The organism is Aeromonas sp. 600276, assembly GCF_049175815.1.
In the GTDB taxonomy this organism is placed as follows: Bacteria; Pseudomonadota; Gammaproteobacteria; order Enterobacterales; family Aeromonadaceae; genus Aeromonas; species Aeromonas dhakensis.
The window spans coordinates 110,242-125,481 of sequence record NZ_JAAKVU010000016.1; the positions used below are offsets into that span (position 1 = coordinate 110,242).

Here is a 15,240-nt window from a genome sequence, read left to right on the forward strand (position 1 = left end):
GGAGGGCCCATGGCTGAGATGATCTCCTTTCACCTGGACGTGGTGAGCGCCGAAGGAAAACTGTTTTCCGGTCGCGTGCAGTCCGCTCAGGTATCAGGCTCCGAAGGTGAGCTGGGTCTCCGCCACGGTCATGCTCCGTTGCTGACTGCCATCAAGCCGGGCCTGGTCCGCTTGGTGAAGCAGAACGGAACTGAAGAGGTGCTGTACATCTCCGGCGGCATGCTGGAAGTACAACCCGAAGCCGTGACCGTGCTGGCGGACACTGCGATTCGTGCCGACGATTTGGATGAGGCGAAAGCCCAGGAAGCCAAACGCGCGGCGGAAGAGCGGATCCACAGCTCCCATGGTGATATCGACTACGCCCAGGCCGCTACCGAGCTGGCCAAGGCGATGGCTCAACTGCGGGTCATCGATATCGTCAAAAAGAATTACCGTTAATAACGGTGAGGTAAAAAGCGACCTGCGGGTCGCTTTTTTTTTACTCGTTGGATAGACTCCGCCGAGTATTTCTTCATGTTCCAAAGGTCGAATTATGTCCCTCAACGTCGTGATCCTTGCTGCGGGTAAAGGTACCCGTATGCGTTCCTCCCTGCCCAAGGTGCTGCACCCGGTCGCCAACAAGCCCATGGTTTCCCATGTGATCGAGACTGCCCGCCAGGTGGGGGCCGAGCAGCTGCACCTGGTCTATGGCCACGGTGCCGAACTGCTGAAGGAGCGGATCCAGGCATCCGACCTGAACTGGGTGCTGCAGGCCCAGCAACTGGGAACCGGTCATGCGGTGGCCCAGGCCATCCCGTTCTGGAACGATGAAGACGACGTGCTGGTGCTGTACGGCGACACCCCGTTGATCCAGCCGGAGACCCTGCAGCGGCTGCTGGCCGCCAAGGCCGACGACGGCATGGCGCTGCTGACCGTGGTGCTGGACAACCCGACCGGCTATGGCCGCATCGTGCGCAGCAATGGCCAGGTGGTCGGCATCGTCGAGCAGAAGGATGCCAACGCCGAGCAGCTGGCCATCCGCGAAGTGAACACCGGCGTGCTGGTGGCCAACGGTGGCCAGCTGCGCAGCTGGCTCTCCCGTCTGGACAACAAGAATGCCCAGGGCGAGTTCTATCTGACTGACGTGATCGCCATGGCCCACGCCGACAACTGCCCCATCGCCGCGGTTCACCCGGACAGCGCCATGGAGGTGGAAGGGGCCAACAACCGGGTGCAGCTGGCCCAGCTCGAGCGCAGCTATCAGCAGATGCAGGCCGAGAAGCTGATGATCGCCGGTGCCACCCTGATCGACCCGGCCCGCTTCGATCTGCGCGGCAGCCTGGAGATCGGGGAAGAGGTGGTAATCGACGTCAACGTCATCATCGAAGGCAAGGTGGTGCTGGGCAACCACGTCCGCATCGGGGCCGGCAGCGTGCTGAAGGATTGTTTGATAGGCGATCACACCGAGGTGAAACCCTACTCCGTCATCGAAGGCGCGCAAATCGCCGACCAGTGCTCGGTCGGTCCCTTTACCCGCCTGCGCCCGGGTGCCGTACTGGAGCAGGATGCTCACGTCGGCAATTTCGTCGAGATGAAGAAGGCGCGCCTCGGGGTTGGCTCCAAGTGCGGTCATCTGACCTATCTGGGGGATGCCGAAGTAGGTGCCAAGGTGAACATCGGGGCCGGCACCATCACCTGCAACTACGACGGGGTGAACAAGTTCCAGACCATCATCGAGGACGACGTCTTCGTCGGCTCCGATACCCAGCTGGTGGCGCCGGTGCGCATCGGCAAGGGGGCGACCCTGGGGGCCGGCTCCACCATCACCAAGGATGTGGCCGAGAACGAGCTGGTGATCACCCGGGTGCCCCAGCGTCACATCAAAAACTGGGCTCGCCCGGTCAAGAAGAAGTGATGCCCGATCAATGAAATGCAAACCGGCGCCTGATGGCGCCGGTTTTGTTTTCAGTTCTCCTGCCCGCTGGCGGGGGGCGTCGGGGCGCTTCCCATCACCCGATACCAGTCCAGCTTGCGGGTTAGCACCATGACCAGCGCCAGGATGGCGAACAGCAGCAGGGCGCCGAGCAGCAGGGCTATCTCCTCGGCCTGCAGCAAGCCGAACAGGATGGCGTAGACCAGCCCGAGCAGGGCCGCGAAGCCGAGCCCCTGTTTGGGGCCGCCCAGCACATGGCTGAGGTAGAAGCCGTTGAGGGTCACGCTGGCCAGGGCGGCAATCAGATAGGCCCAGGCAAAGCCGAGGTGTTCGGTCAGTGCCAGCAGCACCAGATAGAAGATGGCCAGCCCGATGCCCACCAGCGCGTACTGGATCGGGTGCACCCGCAGCCCCTTGAGCAGCTCGAACATGAAGAAGCTGAGGAAGGTGAGGCCGATGAACAGCAGCGCATACTTGGCGGCCCGCTCGTTCTGCTGATAGTGATCCACCGGCTGCACCAGGCTGACGCTGAAGGCGGGCAGATCGCCGCTGGCACCCTTCATCATCCGGTTGAAACGGCTCTCCATGTCGGTGGCAAACCAGCTGCTCTGCCAGCTCGCCTCGAAGCCGCTGGCGGTGAGGGTACGGCTGCCCGGCAGAAAGTCGCCGATGAAGTTGGGGTGGGGCCAGTTGCTGGCGAGGTTGAGCCTGCTGTCCTGGCCGAGCGGCACCACTTCCAGCTGGTTCATCCCCTGCAGATCCAGCTCGATATGAAAGGCACCGTCTGCTCCCGGCAGGGTGGTAAGCGGTGCATGAATACCGGCCAGCCCGTCACCCAGCAGGGCGCCGGGGGCGAACGGGATGCGCTGCTCACCCAGTTGCAGCTCGGGTACCCGGTTGATGCCGCGGGCATCGGACAGCACCAGGCTCAGATAGGGTTTGCCTGCCACCAGGGCGGGATCGGCCCCATCGACGGTCAGATCAGGTTCGCCGCTGATCAGGGTTTTACCGTTCAGTTCGGCAGGCAATCGCCCGGAGAGGGAGAGCCGGGTGTGATAGACCTGGGCCTGGTAGATGCCGAGCTTGCGCGGGGTCACCTCCATGCTGGCCTGCACATCCAGCTGTTCCGGCAGCAGGTAGCGATAGAGCTGCAGCTTGCGCTCGAAGCGCTTGCCATCCTGCTCCACCGTGACGGTGCGGGTATAAGGCTGCACCACGACCGGCCCCAGCAGTCGCTGCGGCCCGCTGCTGCTGGCCATGATGCTGTGGATGGCCTGGCTGCGATAGGCCTGGCGCTCCCGGTTCAGCTCCATGATGGATTGCACCGGCACCATCAGCAGCAGGCTGAGCAACAGCAGCAGAAAGATCTTGTGGCTGAATATCTGTTTGACCATGACACGTCTCCTTGTTGATGGAGCGAGTGTGGCTGGGTCGGGTGAAGGGGGGATGGGGCTGTGTGAAGTGGCGGTGAAGGGGGATAAAAAACCGGCGCAGAGCGCCGGTCTGGGTATCACAGGGTTTTCAGTTTGGCCGGCAGGGCGGCCAGCACCTCTTCCCTGGCCCTGAGGGAGGCAAACTGCTTGCCGGGTTTCTGCACCACGGTGTGGACAAAGATGAGCTGCTTGCCCGGTTTGCTGGCCCAGCCGACGAACCAGCCGATCTGCTGATCCCGGTTGAGGCTGCCATCCAGCTTCTTCGGATAGCCCATGCCGGTCTTGCCGTGGATTTGCCAGCCGTCGATCTCGCTCACCTTGAGGATGTTGGCGGTGTACTGCAGGGTCTGCGCCGACACCGGCAGCTTGCCGCTCACCATCTTGCCGAGGAAGCGGGCCTGCTCCTGTGGACTGATGGCCAGGCTGGAGCTGAGCCAGGCCTGGGTCAGACCGTCGTGTTTGCCGGGGTTGCCGGAGAGATCCCGGTTGCCGTAGTCGAAACGGTCGACGTACTGCTGGAAGCGATCCATCCCCAGCCATTCAGTGATCTGCTGGGAGAACCAGACCACCGAGTAGGTTTCCCAGCGGCGCGGGGTGGTGGTCTCCCGCCAGGCGGGCAGCCAGTCGTCGTAACCCGGCTTGAAGGGCAGTGCCGGGTGCTCTTCGTCTACCAGAAAGCCGCTGTCATAACCCATCAGCGCCAGCGGGATTTTGAAGGTGGACGCGGGTGGCAGCTGGCTTGAACAATCCCCTTCGCTGGAGAGGGTCTGGCCGTTGCCGTCGGCATAGAGAAAGCAGCCGGTGGCGGCGCTGGCAGGCAGCGAAAACAGCAGGCCTGCGCCGAGCAGGCCGGATAACAGAAGGCGGGACATGGGGGCTCCTTGAGCACATAAAGTTCGCTGGGAAAACATCAGCATAGCGCCGCTTTATGTGCCCAGTGTGAAGTGTCAGCCCGCTGGCAACCAGAGCTCGGCCAGCACCCCGCCGTCAGCCTGGTTGGTGAGGGTCAGCCGACCGCCGTGCTGGCGCGCCACCTCCATGGCGAAGCTGAGCCCGAGGCCGCTGCTCTTGCCCTTGTCGGGTCTGGGCAGGGAGTAGAAGCGCTCGAAGATGCGCGGCAGGGCATAGTCCGGAATACCGGGTCCCTGATCCCGCACCCGGAAGCAGTAACCCCCCTCCTCCATGGTGCCGCTCAGCCTGAGAGTGCTGCCGACGGGGGAGAAGTCGAGGGCGTTGTCCAGCAGGTTGCCGAGGGCCTGCTCCACCAGCAGCGGGTCCCACTTCTGTTTCTGGGCTTCCCCCAGCTCGGCGTGCAGGGTGATCTGGCGGCGCTGGGCCAGGATCTGACGGGCGTCGAGCGCCCGCCTGCCCAGCCTGGCCGGCTCGACCGCCTGTCTGTCCAGCCCCTGCCCCGATTCCAGTTTGGCCAGCTGCAGCATCCGCTCGATCAGCTGCTGCATGCGGGCCGTCTCCAGATTGATGTTGCCGATAAAACGCTTTGCGACGTCCAGCGGCGGCACCTCGGTCAGTATTTCCCCTGCCCCGCGAATGGCGGCCAGCGGGCTCTTGAGCTCGTGGGTCAGGCTGTGCACATAGGCTTCGATGTAGGCCTTGCCGTCCAGCTGGCGGCGCATGGTCTCAAGGGAGCGGCCGAGCCGATCCAGCTCCGGGCTGTAGAGGCGTGGCAGAGTGGCGGGCTGGCCCTGGCTGACCGCATCGGCATAGTGCACCAGCTTGCCGATGGCGCGGTTGAGCCACCACACCAGCAGGGCGCCAATGAGCAGCGAGATGAACAGCAGCAAGGCTGCCCCCTGCAGCAGCTGGTGCTCGCTGCGTTCTATCATGGGCAGCAGGGTACGGTTGGGTTTGGCGACGGTGAGGGAGCCGAGGATGTCGTCCCCCTCCCGCAGCGGGGCGGCGACGTGCATCACCGAGCTGGTGGGATCGTCGGGATCGCTGCGGGTGCTGCGGGCGCCGTATTCGCCGCGCAGGGTCAGGTAGACGTCGTTCCAGCGCGAGTAGTCCTTGCCCAGATCCACCCCGTCCGAGTCGTAAACCACCTTGCCCCAGCGATCGACCACATAGATGCGGTACTCCGCCTGCTGCTTGAGGTGGCCGTCGATGAGGGCGTTGATGGGGCTCTGGTTGAGGCGAGCGAAGGCGCTGGCCAGCCGGCCGTCGGCCATCTTCCCCTCCTGCAGGTCATCCAGCGCCAGCGGGGCCAGCATCTGGGCCATGTCTACCAGGGTATCTTCGGTGGCGCTGCGCACCCCGGGTTTGATCTCCTCGACGAAGATCTCCAGCACGAACCAGGCGGCCAGCGCAAAGATCAGCACCAGCCCGCACAGCAGTTGCAGTCCGATTCTCATGTCATCCCCCGGCCGTGACCCGGCAACCGTCTGTTCATGCCTGCTCCAGGCTGTAACCCAATCCGCGGTGGGTCAGGATCAGGTTGGCGTCCGGATCCCGCTCTCGCAGCTTGGCGCGGATGGTCTTGATGTGGGTGTCGACGGTGCGATCCAGGCTCTCTTCCGCCCCGCTCCACACCAGATCCATCAGCTGCTGGCGGGAGTAGACCCGGCCCGGCGTCAGCATCAGGGTCTTGAGCAGCAGGTATTCGTAGCGGGTGAGCGCCAGCGGCTGGCCGTGAAAGCTGATGCGGGCCCGCTCCTCGTCCAGGGTGAGGGCCTGGCTCGGCTGGGGGGCGGCTGGCTGGCTGCGGCGCAGGATGACCCGCACCCTGGCGCACACCTCGCGGGGCGAGAAGGGCTTGGCCACGTAGTCGTCGGCGCCTATCTCCAGCCCGATCAGCCGGTCTATCTCTTCGCTGCGGGCAGTGAGGAACATCAGGGGAACGTCGCAGCGGGCTCGTACCTCCTTGCACAGCTCGAAGCCGCTGATGTCCGGCAACCCCACATCCAGGATCAGGAAGTCGGGGCGCGACTGCTCCAGTCGTGCCAGCAGCGGCTGGCCGAGGGAAAACCACTCCACCTCGAAGCCGTCGGTTTGCAGGGCATAGATCAGGGTGTCGGCGATGCTGGCTTCATCTTCTACCAGCCAGATGGTTCGTTTTTGCATGGCATCCTCGTCGCAAATCAGCCTCCCATTCTGGCATCGAACCATATCGGATCCTATTTGCCGTTTGATTTTTCCAGAAAAGGCATTAATATTTCGACATTCTTTCGAATCGAAACTTTAAGATGACCAAACGTAATACTCAGCAGCGCCGTCACACCATAGTGAGCCTGGTGCAGGAGCAGGGTGAAGTGAGCGTCGATGCCCTGGCCAAGCACTTCTCCACCTCCGAGGTGACCATTCGCAAAGATCTGGCCGTGCTGGAGACCGGTGGCCTGTTGCTGCGTCGTTACGGTGGCGCCGTGCCCCTGCCCAGCGAGATGGTGGTGGACGGCAATCCAGAGCAAGTTTCGAAACGAAAGCTGGCTATCGCCAAGGCGGCGGCCGAACGGATCCGTGATCACAACCGCGTCATCATCGACAGCGGCACCACCACCAGCGCCATGATCCCGCTGCTCGGCAACAAGCGCGGTCTCATCGTGATGACCAACTCCCTCAATGTGGCCGGCGCCCTGCGCGAGCTGGAAAACGAGCCTACCCTGTTAATGACGGGAGGCACATGGGACCCGCACTCCGAATCCTTCCAGGGTCAGGTGGCGGAACAGGTGCTGCGCTCCTATGACTTCGACCAGCTGTTCATCGGCGCCGACGGCATCGATCCGGAACGCGGTACCACCACCTTCAACGAGCTGGTGGGACTGTCACGGGTGATGGCCGAGGTGTCGCGGGAGGTCATCGTCATGGTGGAGTCGGAAAAGATCGGTCGCAAGATCCCCAATCTCGAACTGCCCTGGTCCAGCATCCATACCCTGGTGACCGACGAGGGGCTGGCCATCTCGGCCAGAGAACGAATTCAGGCCAAGGGGATCCAGCTGATCTGCGCCCCCGTGGCAGTCTGACCTGAACAAATCAATATCCAACCGAATCAATAGCGTCTTAAGGAGAAGTGTATGTGTGGCATCGTCGGGGCCGTCGCCCAACGTGATGTGGCTGAAATTCTGGTAGAGGGTCTGCGCCGTCTGGAATACCGCGGCTACGACTCGGCCGGTGTGGCCGTGTTCAGCGCCAGTCAGCCGCTGCAGCGGGTGCGTCGCCTCGGCAAGGTGGCCGAGCTGGCCAAGGCGCTGGACGAGCAGTCCGTGCACGGCGGCACCGGCATTGCCCACACCCGCTGGGCCACTCACGGCGAACCGTCCGAGCGCAATGCCCACCCTCACGTCTCCGAGCATATCGTGGTGGTGCATAACGGCATCATCGAGAACCATGAAGAGCTGCGGGAAGAGTTGAAGGCGCTGGGCTATGTGTTCAGCTCCGACACCGATACCGAGGTGATCGCCCACCTGGTGCACCACGAGCTGAAATCCGCCCCCAGCCTGCTGGCTGCCATGCAGGTGGCGGTGAAGCAGCTGCGCGGCGCCTACGGCACCGTGGTGATGGACAGCCGTGACGACAGCCGCGTGGTGGTGGCCCGTTCCGGCTCCCCGCTGGTGATCGGCCGCGGCATCGGCGAGAACTTCATCGCTTCCGACCAGATGGCGCTGCTGCCAGTGACCCGTCGCTTCATCTTCCTGGAAGAGGGTGACGTGGCCGAAGTGACCCGTCGCGACGTGCACATCTTCGATACCCACGGCGAGGCAGTGGTGCGTGAAGAGCAGGAGTCCGAACTCTCCCACGACGCCGGTGACAAGGGCGAGTACCGCCACTACATGCTCAAAGAGATCCACGAGCAACCCAAGGCCATCACCAACACCCTGGAAGGGCGTCTGGGCGGTGATCACGTGGTGGTTGAGTCGTTCGGCAACGGTGCGCGCGCCATCTTCGACAAGGTCGATCACGTGCAGATCGTCGCCTGCGGCACCTCCTATCACTCCGGCATGGTGGCTCGCTACTGGTTCGAAGAGATCGCCGGCGTCTCCTGCGACGTGGAGATCGCCTCCGAGTTCCGCTATCGCAAGTCGGTGGTGCGCCCCAACAGCCTGCTGGTGACCCTCTCCCAGAGCGGCGAGACCGCCGATACCCTGGCCGCCCTGCGCCTGGCCAAGGAGTCCGGCTACATGAGCTCGCTGGCCATCTGCAACGTGCCGGGCTCCTCCCTGGTGCGTGAATCGGATCTGGCCTTTATGACCCGAGCCGGTGCCGAAATCGGCGTGGCCTCTACCAAGGCGTTCACCACCCAGCTGGCCGGTCTGCTGATGTTGGTGGCCTCCATCGGTCGTTGCCGCGGCCACCTGAGCACCGCCGCCGAAGCTGAGCTGGTCAAGGCGCTGCAGGCCCTGCCGCTGCGCATCAAGGAGAGCCTGGCGCTGGCCAAGGATATCGAGGCCCTGGCCGAAGAGTTTGCCGACAAGCACCACAGCCTGTTCCTAGGTCGCGGCAGTCAGTACCCCATCGCCATGGAAGGGGCACTCAAGCTCAAAGAGATCTCCTACATCCACGCCGAGGCCTATGCCGCCGGTGAGTTGAAGCACGGCCCGCTGGCGCTGATCGATGCCGAGATGCCTATCATAGTGGTGGCGCCGAACAACGATCTGCTGGAGAAGCTCAAGTCCAACGTGGAAGAGGTGCGTGCCCGTGGCGGTATCCTCTACGTGTTCGCCGATGCCGATACCGGCTTCAAGAGCGACGAGACCATGCGGGTGATGAGCCTGAACCACGTGGAAGAGGTGATCGCGCCGATCGTCTATACCGTGCCGCTGCAGCTGCTCTCCTACCATGTTGCCCTCATCAAGGGCACCGACGTGGATCAGCCGCGCAACCTGGCGAAATCCGTGACCGTGGAATAAGCCGTCGCCGGAAATGAAAAAAGAGCCGCATTGCGGCTCTTTTTTTATCGGCTGTGCTGCCGGGCTGGCGTCATGACAAGCGCAGGTTGGTGATGGTCACGTCGTCCAGCGAGGGCACTATGATGCCGCTGGAGATGCTCTTGGCGATCGCCTGGTTGCGGTTCTTCGAGTCGGTCTTGTTGGTGACCTGATTGAGGTGGAAGTTCACGGTCCGCTCGCTGATGCCGAGGATGGTGGCGATCTCCCAGGAGGTCTTGCCCTCGCTGGCCCAGAACAGGCACTCCTTCTCCCGATCGGACAGTTCGGTCAGGTACTTCATCAGATCCGGCCTGCTCTTTATCAGCTGCAGCGCCGAGTTGAAGATGTAGCTGGCGCAGAACGACAGCAAGGGAACGTTTTCAAACATCAGATCGGAATTGGACTTCTCCTTGCTGATGAAGGAGAGGATGCCGTGTTCCCCCTGCGGCGTGTGCAGCGGGAAGGAGACGCCGTTTCTCACCCCGAAGTCGGCAGCCAGGTTCATCACCTCCCGGCTGGCGCTGGGCAGCCAGGGGGAGTCGCAGTCGAGCTTGTTCCAGAAGATGGGCTGGGTCTGCTTCAGCCCCAGGAAGACGACCGGATCCTGGGTCAGGTAGTGCCGCTCCGAATAGGCATCGAACCAGCTGGTGGGGCAGTTGTTGAACAACGCCACATGGGATTTCTGCATGCTGATGGGGAAAATAATCAGCAAACGAAAGTAATCAAAGCCCATCTGGTGACTGAAGCGCTCCAGCTGCTGCTGGATGTCGCTGGTCTTCTTGGCCTTGGTGAACCGATCGATATGTTCCCAGATCGCATCGTTGAACATGAACTTCTCCTTTTTCGATCTCTATCACATTGATCGAAAAGATATTTTTTATTTATTAATTTGGTGTTGTGACGAACAACGCCAGTGACTCCCGTGCTTGCTTAAAAATTATCCTGTTTTTTCAGCCGAAGGCCAACAAAATCATCTGATTGCCACTGACCCTCCACTCTGAGACAATGAGAATAGTTATCATTGTTAAGATTTATATCATGAACAAGTTTTGGGGTTTGGCCTTGTTGCCACTGTCAGTCCACTTCGCTGCCGGCGCCGACGAGCTGGTCGCGCCGGCACTGAAAAACAGCATAGCTGCCGGGAAAGCCTCCCAGCAGCGCGTGGAGAAAGCCGCCGATGCGGCCGTTGCCGCCAGGCTGGAGCTGCAGAATGCGCAGCTGCAACTGCGCGATCTGGAAGCCTACAACCGCTACATGCAGTCTCTGGTGGCCGATCAACAAAATGAGCTGGGCAAGTTGAGCCAGCAGCTGGAGGCGGTACAGGAGACCCGGCAAGGCCTGATCCCGCTGATGCTGCAGATGCAGGCCGAGCTGGAACAGCTGGTGGAGAGCGACATTCCGCTGCGCAAGGAAGATCGCCTGGCGCGGGTTGAACAGCTGAAAGCCACTCTGGCCAGGGCTGACGTGAGCGAGGCGGAGAAGTTCCGCCAGCTGCTGCAGGCCTACCAGATCGAAGCCGAATATGGCAGCCGGCTCGACAGCTATGCCGCCGAACTGGTGCTGGACGGCGCACCGCGCCGGGTCGACGTGCTGGCGGTGGGTCGGGTCTCCCTGTTGGCGATGACCGCCGATCGTTCCCAGGCGTGGCGCTGGTCCGGGCAGAACAAGCAGTGGCAGCCCCTCGACAGCCAGTGGCTCTCCCCCGTCGCCGAGGCGCTGGATATGGCCGCCGACAAGAAGGTTCCCCAGTTGTTGAATGTCCCCCTTTCTGTCAGCCGTGGTCAGGAGGCCCAGTCATGAGCGTCACCATGAAATGGTTCCCCCTCGCCCTCGCCCTCTCTCTGGGCACCACTGCCGCTGTGGCCGACGAAGCCTGGCAGCAGCAGGAACAGGCCCGTGAACAGCAGGCACAGCAGGATCTGGCGTCCGTCTCCAAGGAGCTGAACAGTGCCCGCGCCAAGCTGGCCGAGGCCCAGCGCCTGAGCAAGGAGCTGGCCAGCCAGTTCGCTACCAATGAGAAGCAGCTGGTGGAGCTCAATGCCCAGTGGGAGCAGGCCTCCGGCGACATGAACGAGATCTTTGCGGTCACCCGTCAGGGGGCCAGCGATGCGGTCAAGCTGCTGAGTGAATCCGCGGTCGAGGGTCAGTACCCCGAGCGCCTCGCGCCGCTCAAGGCGATGGCGCAGGAGAAGCAGGTACCGGATCGCGCCGCCCTCGCCCTGCTGCCTGCCACTCTGCTGCAGGAGATCCGCGAGTCGGGCCGGGTTGCCCAGTTCAACGGCAAGGTGCTGGATGCCCAGGGGAAGGGCAGCGAGCAGTCACTGACCCGGGTCGGCAGCTTCGCGCTGTTTGGCGAGCAGGGGTTCCTGCAGCCAACCGCCGAAGGCCTGAGCCCGGTGCTGGGCCTGCCCGGCAACGTGCTCTCCGCCGCGGCCGCCTATCAAGGCCAGGAAGGAGAAGCGCTGCCGCTGGATCCCTCCCACGGCACCCTGCTGACAATGCTGGCACAAGCCCCTACCTTCTGGCAGCAAGTCCAGCAGGGCGGCCAGGTCGGCGCCATCATAGTGCTGCTGGCCGCCATCGGCCTGGGGATCGCCGGGGTGCGGCTGTGGAGCCTCTCCCGTGAACTGGGTCGGGTTCGTCGCCAGCTCAAGAGCGGTGAATATCATGCCGACAACGCCCTCGGTCGGGTGCTGACGGTGGCCGACAAGCATCCCGAGCTGAGCATGGAGACCCTCGAGCTGCGTCTCGACGAGGCGATCCTGCAGGAGACCCCTCGCATGGAGCGCGGCATCGGCATGGTCAAGGTGATCGCGGCCATTGCCCCCATGCTGGGGCTGCTCGGTACCGTGACCGGGATGATCGGCACCTTCCAGGCCATCACCCAGTTCGGCACCGGCGATCCCAAGATCATGGCGGGCGGCATCTCCATGGCGCTGGTCACCACGGTACAGGGTCTGGTCGCGGCCATTCCGCTGATCCTGGCCCACAGTCTGCTGCAGTCCCGCTTCACCGAGCTCTCCAACGTGCTGGAGCAGCAGGTGGCCGGCATTTTGGCCGAGCGGGCCGAAAGCAACCGTGACGGGATGGAGCGGGCGGCATGATGCTCGACATCTGGCAACAGCTGCAGAGCTTCATGGGTCGTGGCGGCCCGGTGCTCTGGGTCATTCTGGCCCTGCTGGTGCTGATGTGGATTCTGATGATCGAGCGGCTGCTCTACCTCAACCTGGGGTTTGCCCCGCTACAGCGCCAGCTGCTCGGCCGCTGGCAGGCCCGCAGCGAGCGTCACAGCTGGCACGCTCGGGCGATTCGCGGGCGCTGGCTGGCCGAGGCCGAGCTTGAGCTCAACCGTCATCTGATCTTCATCCGCACCCTGGTGGTGCTCTGCCCCATGCTGGGGCTGCTGGGTACCGTGACCGGCATGATAGGCGTATTCGATGCGTTGGCCGCGGCCAACCGCTTTAACCCGGAGAGCATGGCGGGCGGGATCTCCCGTGCCACCATCCCCACCATGGCTGGCATGGTGGTCGCTCTCTCCGGCGTGTTGTTACTCAGCCGGCTCGAGAGCCAGGCCAAGCGTGCGCTGGCCAAGACCCGGGACGGCCTGCGAGAAGAGAAGGTAATGCAATGAGACGGCAATCCAAACGCCAGCGCGACGAAGTGCAGATCGACATGACCCCCATGCTGGATATCGTGTTCATCATGCTGATCTTCTTTATTGTCACCACCTCCTTTGTGCGCGAAGCCGGGCTCGAGGTGCATAGGCCCCAGGCCAGCCAGGCCAAGGCGCAGAAGTCCTCCAGCATCATGCTGGCGATCGGCCCCCAGGGGCAGATATTCCTCGACCGCAAGCAGATCGACGTGGAGCGAGTTCAGGCCAGCGTCGCCCGCCTGCTGGCGGAACAGCCCGATGCCAGCCTGGTGATCCAGGCCGACGAGCGGGTACCCCACGGCAAGGTGGTGCGGGTGATGGATGAGGCCAAGGCGGCAGGCATCGCCAACATCGCCGTGGCGGTGGCACCGAAATGAAATACAAGCTGATGAGCCTGGGGCTGGGGATTGCCCTCAGTCTGGGGATCCTGCTGTTCATGGCCACCCTGGTGGAACCGCCCAGAGGGGAGAAGGCGAGCGCCGAGCAGAAGTCCATCGTCATCAACATGCAGAACGAGGTGACCGAGGTGCAGGTGCGCGAGCGCCCGGTACCCCAGGAGCCGGAACCCCTGCCGGAGCCGCCTGCCGCGCTGGCCTCGACGCCGCTGCCTATGCCGGCGGCGGCCCCGCTGCCCTCGGTGCAGCCGAGCCTGGATCTGGTCTCCAGCCTCAGCGCGGTGCAGGTCTATGCCCCTGGTGTTGCAACCAGCCCCAACCCGGTCGCGAGCGGCAACTTCCATGGCCAGCAGCAAGGTGCCGGGATCGGCGCCGGTGACATGCTGATGCCGTTGCAACGGATCGAGCCTGTCTATCCCTATCGGGCCCAGCAGGCCGGCATCGAAGGGTCGGTGACCCTGCGTTTCAGCGTCGATGCCGACGGTCGGGTACAGGATGTGGAAGTGGTCGAGGCCAAGCCGAAGCGTCAGTTCGAGCGGGCGGCCATTCAGGCGATCAACAAGTGGCGCTATCAACCGAGACCCGGCGCCACCGACAAGCTGGTGCAAGTCATCACGCTCAAATTCAAACTGGAGTCATAACTATGTTGCGGATCTGGATCTGTGTGCTGGCCCTGGTCAGCCAAGCCTGTCTGGCGATGGAGGTGAGCCCTCTTTTCTCCCGCCAGCTGGAGCCCGTGATGAAGCTCTATCAGTCCGGCCAGTGGCAACAGGCCCAGAGCAAGGCATCCGGCCTCAAACCAAATAGCGAGGCTGAGCGCGCTTGGCTGGCCCAGTTGCAGGCGTCCCTGGCCGCCAACCTGCAGCAGACCGCGCAGGCCAGCCGTTACGTGGAGCAGGCGCTGGCCTATAAAGAGTGGCCCGAGCAGCAACAGCTGCAACTGCTGCGGCTGCGCGGTGACATCCAGGCCCAGCAATCCAACTGGGTCGGCGCCATCGCCAGTTACAAGGCCGCATTGGCCATCAAGGCTGACGATGCCTTGCGTCTGCGTCTGGCCGGCCTCTATTACCACAACAAGCAGTACGGTGAGGCGGCCAGCCAGAGCGAACAGCTGTTGAAGAAGAGCTGGCAGAAGCAGGCAGCCATCATCCGCCTCTCCGCTCTCACCGCGCTGCAGCGCTACGGCGTGGCGGCCGATCAGGCCGCAGAGCTGATCCGCCACGAGCCGACAGAGAGCAAGTGGTGGCAGCAGGCGGTGTCGCTCAACCTCTCCGCCAAGCGCGGCGATCAGGCGCTGGCTCTGCTGCAAACCGCCATCGACCGTCAGCTGATGGATGATGCCGCCGCCCGTAACCAGCTGATCCGCCTGTATGCCTGGCAGGGGCTGCCCTATCGCGGTGCCCGTCTGCTGGAAACGGCCATGGCAAAGGGACAGATGAAGCAGAGCGCCGAGAACCGTCAGCTGCTGGCCCAGTTGTGGGAAGGGGCACGCGAGTGGCCGAAGGCCGTCGACAGCTGGCAACTGCTCGCCCGCGAGCATGCTCATCCCAAGGCGGCCATGCGCGCCGCCGAACTGCTGCTGCAACAGGGCAAAACAGATGCCGCCATGACTCAGCTCGCGGCCATCAAGTCGGTGAAAGGGGAGCAAGGCAACAGGGCCAAGGCTCTGCTGGTGCAAGCACACCTTAATAAGGAGCAGTATGCCGAGGCGCTGGTGTTGGCCCGTGAGCTGCAGCAGCAGGGCAACTGGCAGCAGCGGGCGACCAGCTGGGTCAACTATATCCAGGCTCAAAGCGAAGAGTTGAGCAAAAAAGCGGCGTGAAACCGGGCGGAAACCTGTGATTAAAGGGCTTTAGTCTGCTTTTTCAGCAAACGAACGCATTTTTGCAAAAAGCCCTTGTCATCGCGACGCGCCTCCCTATAATGCGCCCTCACCAGCACGGCAGAACACGCCAACCTGATGAGCTCGCTT

15 protein-coding genes are annotated in these 15,240 nt (G+C 63.1%); 10 read left to right on the forward strand and 5 right to left on the reverse strand.

From position 1 onward, the window contains the following. Positions 1-9 precede the first annotated feature (9 nt). Positions 10-438 carry a F0F1 ATP synthase subunit epsilon gene (locus tag G5134_RS16210; RefSeq protein ID WP_005307217.1) on the forward strand — a complete coding sequence of 143 codons (429 nt, stop codon included), beginning with the start codon at positions 10-12 and terminating at the stop codon, positions 436-438. A 94-nt stretch (positions 439-532) separates the two neighbouring features. Further along, complete coding sequence (gene glmU / locus G5134_RS16215; RefSeq protein WP_421232084.1) at positions 533-1,894, forward strand: bifunctional UDP-N-acetylglucosamine diphosphorylase/glucosamine-1-phosphate N-acetyltransferase GlmU; 1,362 nt, start codon at positions 533-535, stop codon at positions 1,892-1,894. A gap of 50 nt (positions 1,895-1,944) precedes the next feature. Here glmU and creD read toward each other — a convergent pair whose 3' ends face one another. From creD to blrA, 4 genes are all read right to left on the reverse strand, one after another. Beyond that, entirely contained in the window at positions 1,945-3,306 is a 1,362-nt protein-coding gene (creD, locus tag G5134_RS16220; RefSeq protein WP_421232085.1) for a cell envelope integrity protein CreD, read from the reverse strand. 116 nt (positions 3,307-3,422) lie between these two features. Beyond that, the gene (gene blaOXA, locus G5134_RS16225; RefSeq protein WP_242761649.1) at positions 3,423-4,217 is read right to left on the reverse strand and encodes an OXA-12 family class D beta-lactamase; all 795 of its coding nucleotides are present in this window, start codon (positions 4,215-4,217) and stop codon (positions 3,423-3,425) included. Between the two features lie 75 nt (positions 4,218-4,292). Next, on the reverse strand, positions 4,293-5,714 hold the full coding sequence (blrB, locus tag G5134_RS16230) for a beta-lactam sensor histidine kinase BlrB (RefSeq protein ID WP_019839805.1): 1,422 nt from the start codon (positions 5,712-5,714) through the stop codon (positions 4,293-4,295). 34 nt (positions 5,715-5,748) lie between these two features. After that, positions 5,749-6,423, reverse strand: coding sequence for a beta-lactam response regulator transcription factor BlrA (gene blrA, locus G5134_RS16235; RefSeq protein ID WP_421232086.1), 675 nt, complete (start codon positions 6,421-6,423; stop codon positions 5,749-5,751). Positions 6,424-6,545: 122 nt separating this feature from the next. On the opposite strand from blrA, the gene G5134_RS16240 reads away from it, so the two are divergent. Beyond that, entirely contained in the window at positions 6,546-7,319 is a 774-nt protein-coding gene (locus G5134_RS16240) for a DeoR/GlpR family DNA-binding transcription regulator (RefSeq protein WP_005307234.1), read from the forward strand. Positions 7,320-7,370: 51 nt separating this feature from the next. Then, positions 7,371-9,203: a glutamine--fructose-6-phosphate transaminase (isomerizing) gene (gene glmS / locus G5134_RS16245; RefSeq protein ID WP_017785154.1), complete on the forward strand. Its 1,833-nt coding sequence runs from the start codon at positions 7,371-7,373 to the stop codon at positions 9,201-9,203. A gap of 70 nt (positions 9,204-9,273) precedes the next feature. Here glmS and G5134_RS16250 read toward each other — a convergent pair whose 3' ends face one another. Further along, positions 9,274-10,050 (reverse strand): helix-turn-helix transcriptional regulator, encoded by a 777-nt coding sequence (locus G5134_RS16250; RefSeq protein ID WP_016352388.1) that lies wholly within the window; start codon positions 10,048-10,050, stop codon positions 9,274-9,276. Between the two features lie 209 nt (positions 10,051-10,259). On the opposite strand from G5134_RS16250, the gene G5134_RS16255 reads away from it, so the two are divergent. Genes G5134_RS16255 through G5134_RS16280 form a run of 6 tightly spaced genes read left to right on the forward strand, consistent with a single transcriptional unit; the run spans position 10,260 to position 15,090 of the window. Continuing rightward, a complete protein-coding gene (locus G5134_RS16255; RefSeq protein ID WP_411604857.1) occupies positions 10,260-11,021 on the forward strand; it encodes a DUF3450 domain-containing protein in 762 nt (253 codons plus the stop codon). Then, a complete protein-coding gene (locus G5134_RS16260) occupies positions 11,018-12,325 on the forward strand; it encodes a MotA/TolQ/ExbB proton channel family protein (RefSeq protein ID WP_421232087.1) in 1,308 nt (435 codons plus the stop codon). Before G5134_RS16255 ends, G5134_RS16260 begins: the two co-directional genes overlap by 4 nt. Then, positions 12,322-12,852, forward strand: a complete 531-nt coding sequence (locus G5134_RS16265) for a MotA/TolQ/ExbB proton channel family protein (protein WP_005307253.1) — start codon at positions 12,322-12,324, stop codon at positions 12,850-12,852. Before G5134_RS16260 ends, G5134_RS16265 begins: the two co-directional genes overlap by 4 nt. Continuing rightward, positions 12,849-13,250, forward strand: coding sequence for an ExbD/TolR family protein (locus tag G5134_RS16270; protein WP_010635580.1), 402 nt, complete (start codon positions 12,849-12,851; stop codon positions 13,248-13,250). Before G5134_RS16265 ends, G5134_RS16270 begins: the two co-directional genes overlap by 4 nt. Then, positions 13,247-13,909 (forward strand): energy transducer TonB, encoded by a 663-nt coding sequence (locus G5134_RS16275; protein WP_017766612.1) that lies wholly within the window; start codon positions 13,247-13,249, stop codon positions 13,907-13,909. The genes G5134_RS16270 and G5134_RS16275 overlap by 4 nt, the downstream gene beginning before the upstream one ends. A 2-nt stretch (positions 13,910-13,911) precedes the next feature. Then, positions 13,912-15,090, forward strand: a complete 1,179-nt coding sequence (locus G5134_RS16280; protein ID WP_065017143.1) for a hypothetical protein — start codon at positions 13,912-13,914, stop codon at positions 15,088-15,090. Positions 15,091-15,240: the final 150 nt, after the last annotated feature.

What these genes read in the sequence shown, in the direction of transcription:
- G5134_RS16210 (WP_005307217.1), top strand. Translation starts at nt 10, where the DNA reads ATGGCTGAGATGATCTCCTTTCACCTGGACGTGGTGAGCGCCGAAGGA.
- glmU (WP_421232084.1), top strand. Translation starts at nt 533, where the DNA reads ATGTCCCTCAACGTCGTGATCCTTGCTGCGGGTAAAGGTACCCGTATG.
- creD (WP_421232085.1), bottom strand. Translation starts at nt 3,306, where the DNA reads ATGGTCAAACAGATATTCAGCCACAAGATCTTTCTGCTGCTGTTGCTC.
- blaOXA (WP_242761649.1), bottom strand. Translation starts at nt 4,217, where the DNA reads ATGTCCCGCCTTCTGTTATCCGGCCTGCTCGGCGCAGGCCTGCTGTTT.
- blrB (WP_019839805.1), bottom strand. Translation starts at nt 5,714, where the DNA reads ATGAGAATCGGACTGCAACTGCTGTGCGGGCTGGTGCTGATCTTTGCG.
- blrA (WP_421232086.1), bottom strand. Translation starts at nt 6,423, where the DNA reads ATGCAAAAACGAACCATCTGGCTGGTAGAAGATGAAGCCAGCATCGCC.
- G5134_RS16240 (WP_005307234.1), top strand. Translation starts at nt 6,546, where the DNA reads ATGACCAAACGTAATACTCAGCAGCGCCGTCACACCATAGTGAGCCTG.
- glmS (WP_017785154.1), top strand. Translation starts at nt 7,371, where the DNA reads ATGTGTGGCATCGTCGGGGCCGTCGCCCAACGTGATGTGGCTGAAATT.
- G5134_RS16250 (WP_016352388.1), bottom strand. Translation starts at nt 10,050, where the DNA reads ATGTTCAACGATGCGATCTGGGAACATATCGATCGGTTCACCAAGGCC.
- G5134_RS16255 (WP_411604857.1), top strand. Translation starts at nt 10,260, where the DNA reads ATGAACAAGTTTTGGGGTTTGGCCTTGTTGCCACTGTCAGTCCACTTC.
- G5134_RS16260 (WP_421232087.1), top strand. Translation starts at nt 11,018, where the DNA reads ATGAGCGTCACCATGAAATGGTTCCCCCTCGCCCTCGCCCTCTCTCTG.
- G5134_RS16265 (WP_005307253.1), top strand. Translation starts at nt 12,322, where the DNA reads ATGATGCTCGACATCTGGCAACAGCTGCAGAGCTTCATGGGTCGTGGC.
- G5134_RS16270 (WP_010635580.1), top strand. Translation starts at nt 12,849, where the DNA reads ATGAGACGGCAATCCAAACGCCAGCGCGACGAAGTGCAGATCGACATG.
- G5134_RS16275 (WP_017766612.1), top strand. Translation starts at nt 13,247, where the DNA reads ATGAAATACAAGCTGATGAGCCTGGGGCTGGGGATTGCCCTCAGTCTG.
- G5134_RS16280 (WP_065017143.1), top strand. Translation starts at nt 13,912, where the DNA reads ATGTTGCGGATCTGGATCTGTGTGCTGGCCCTGGTCAGCCAAGCCTGT.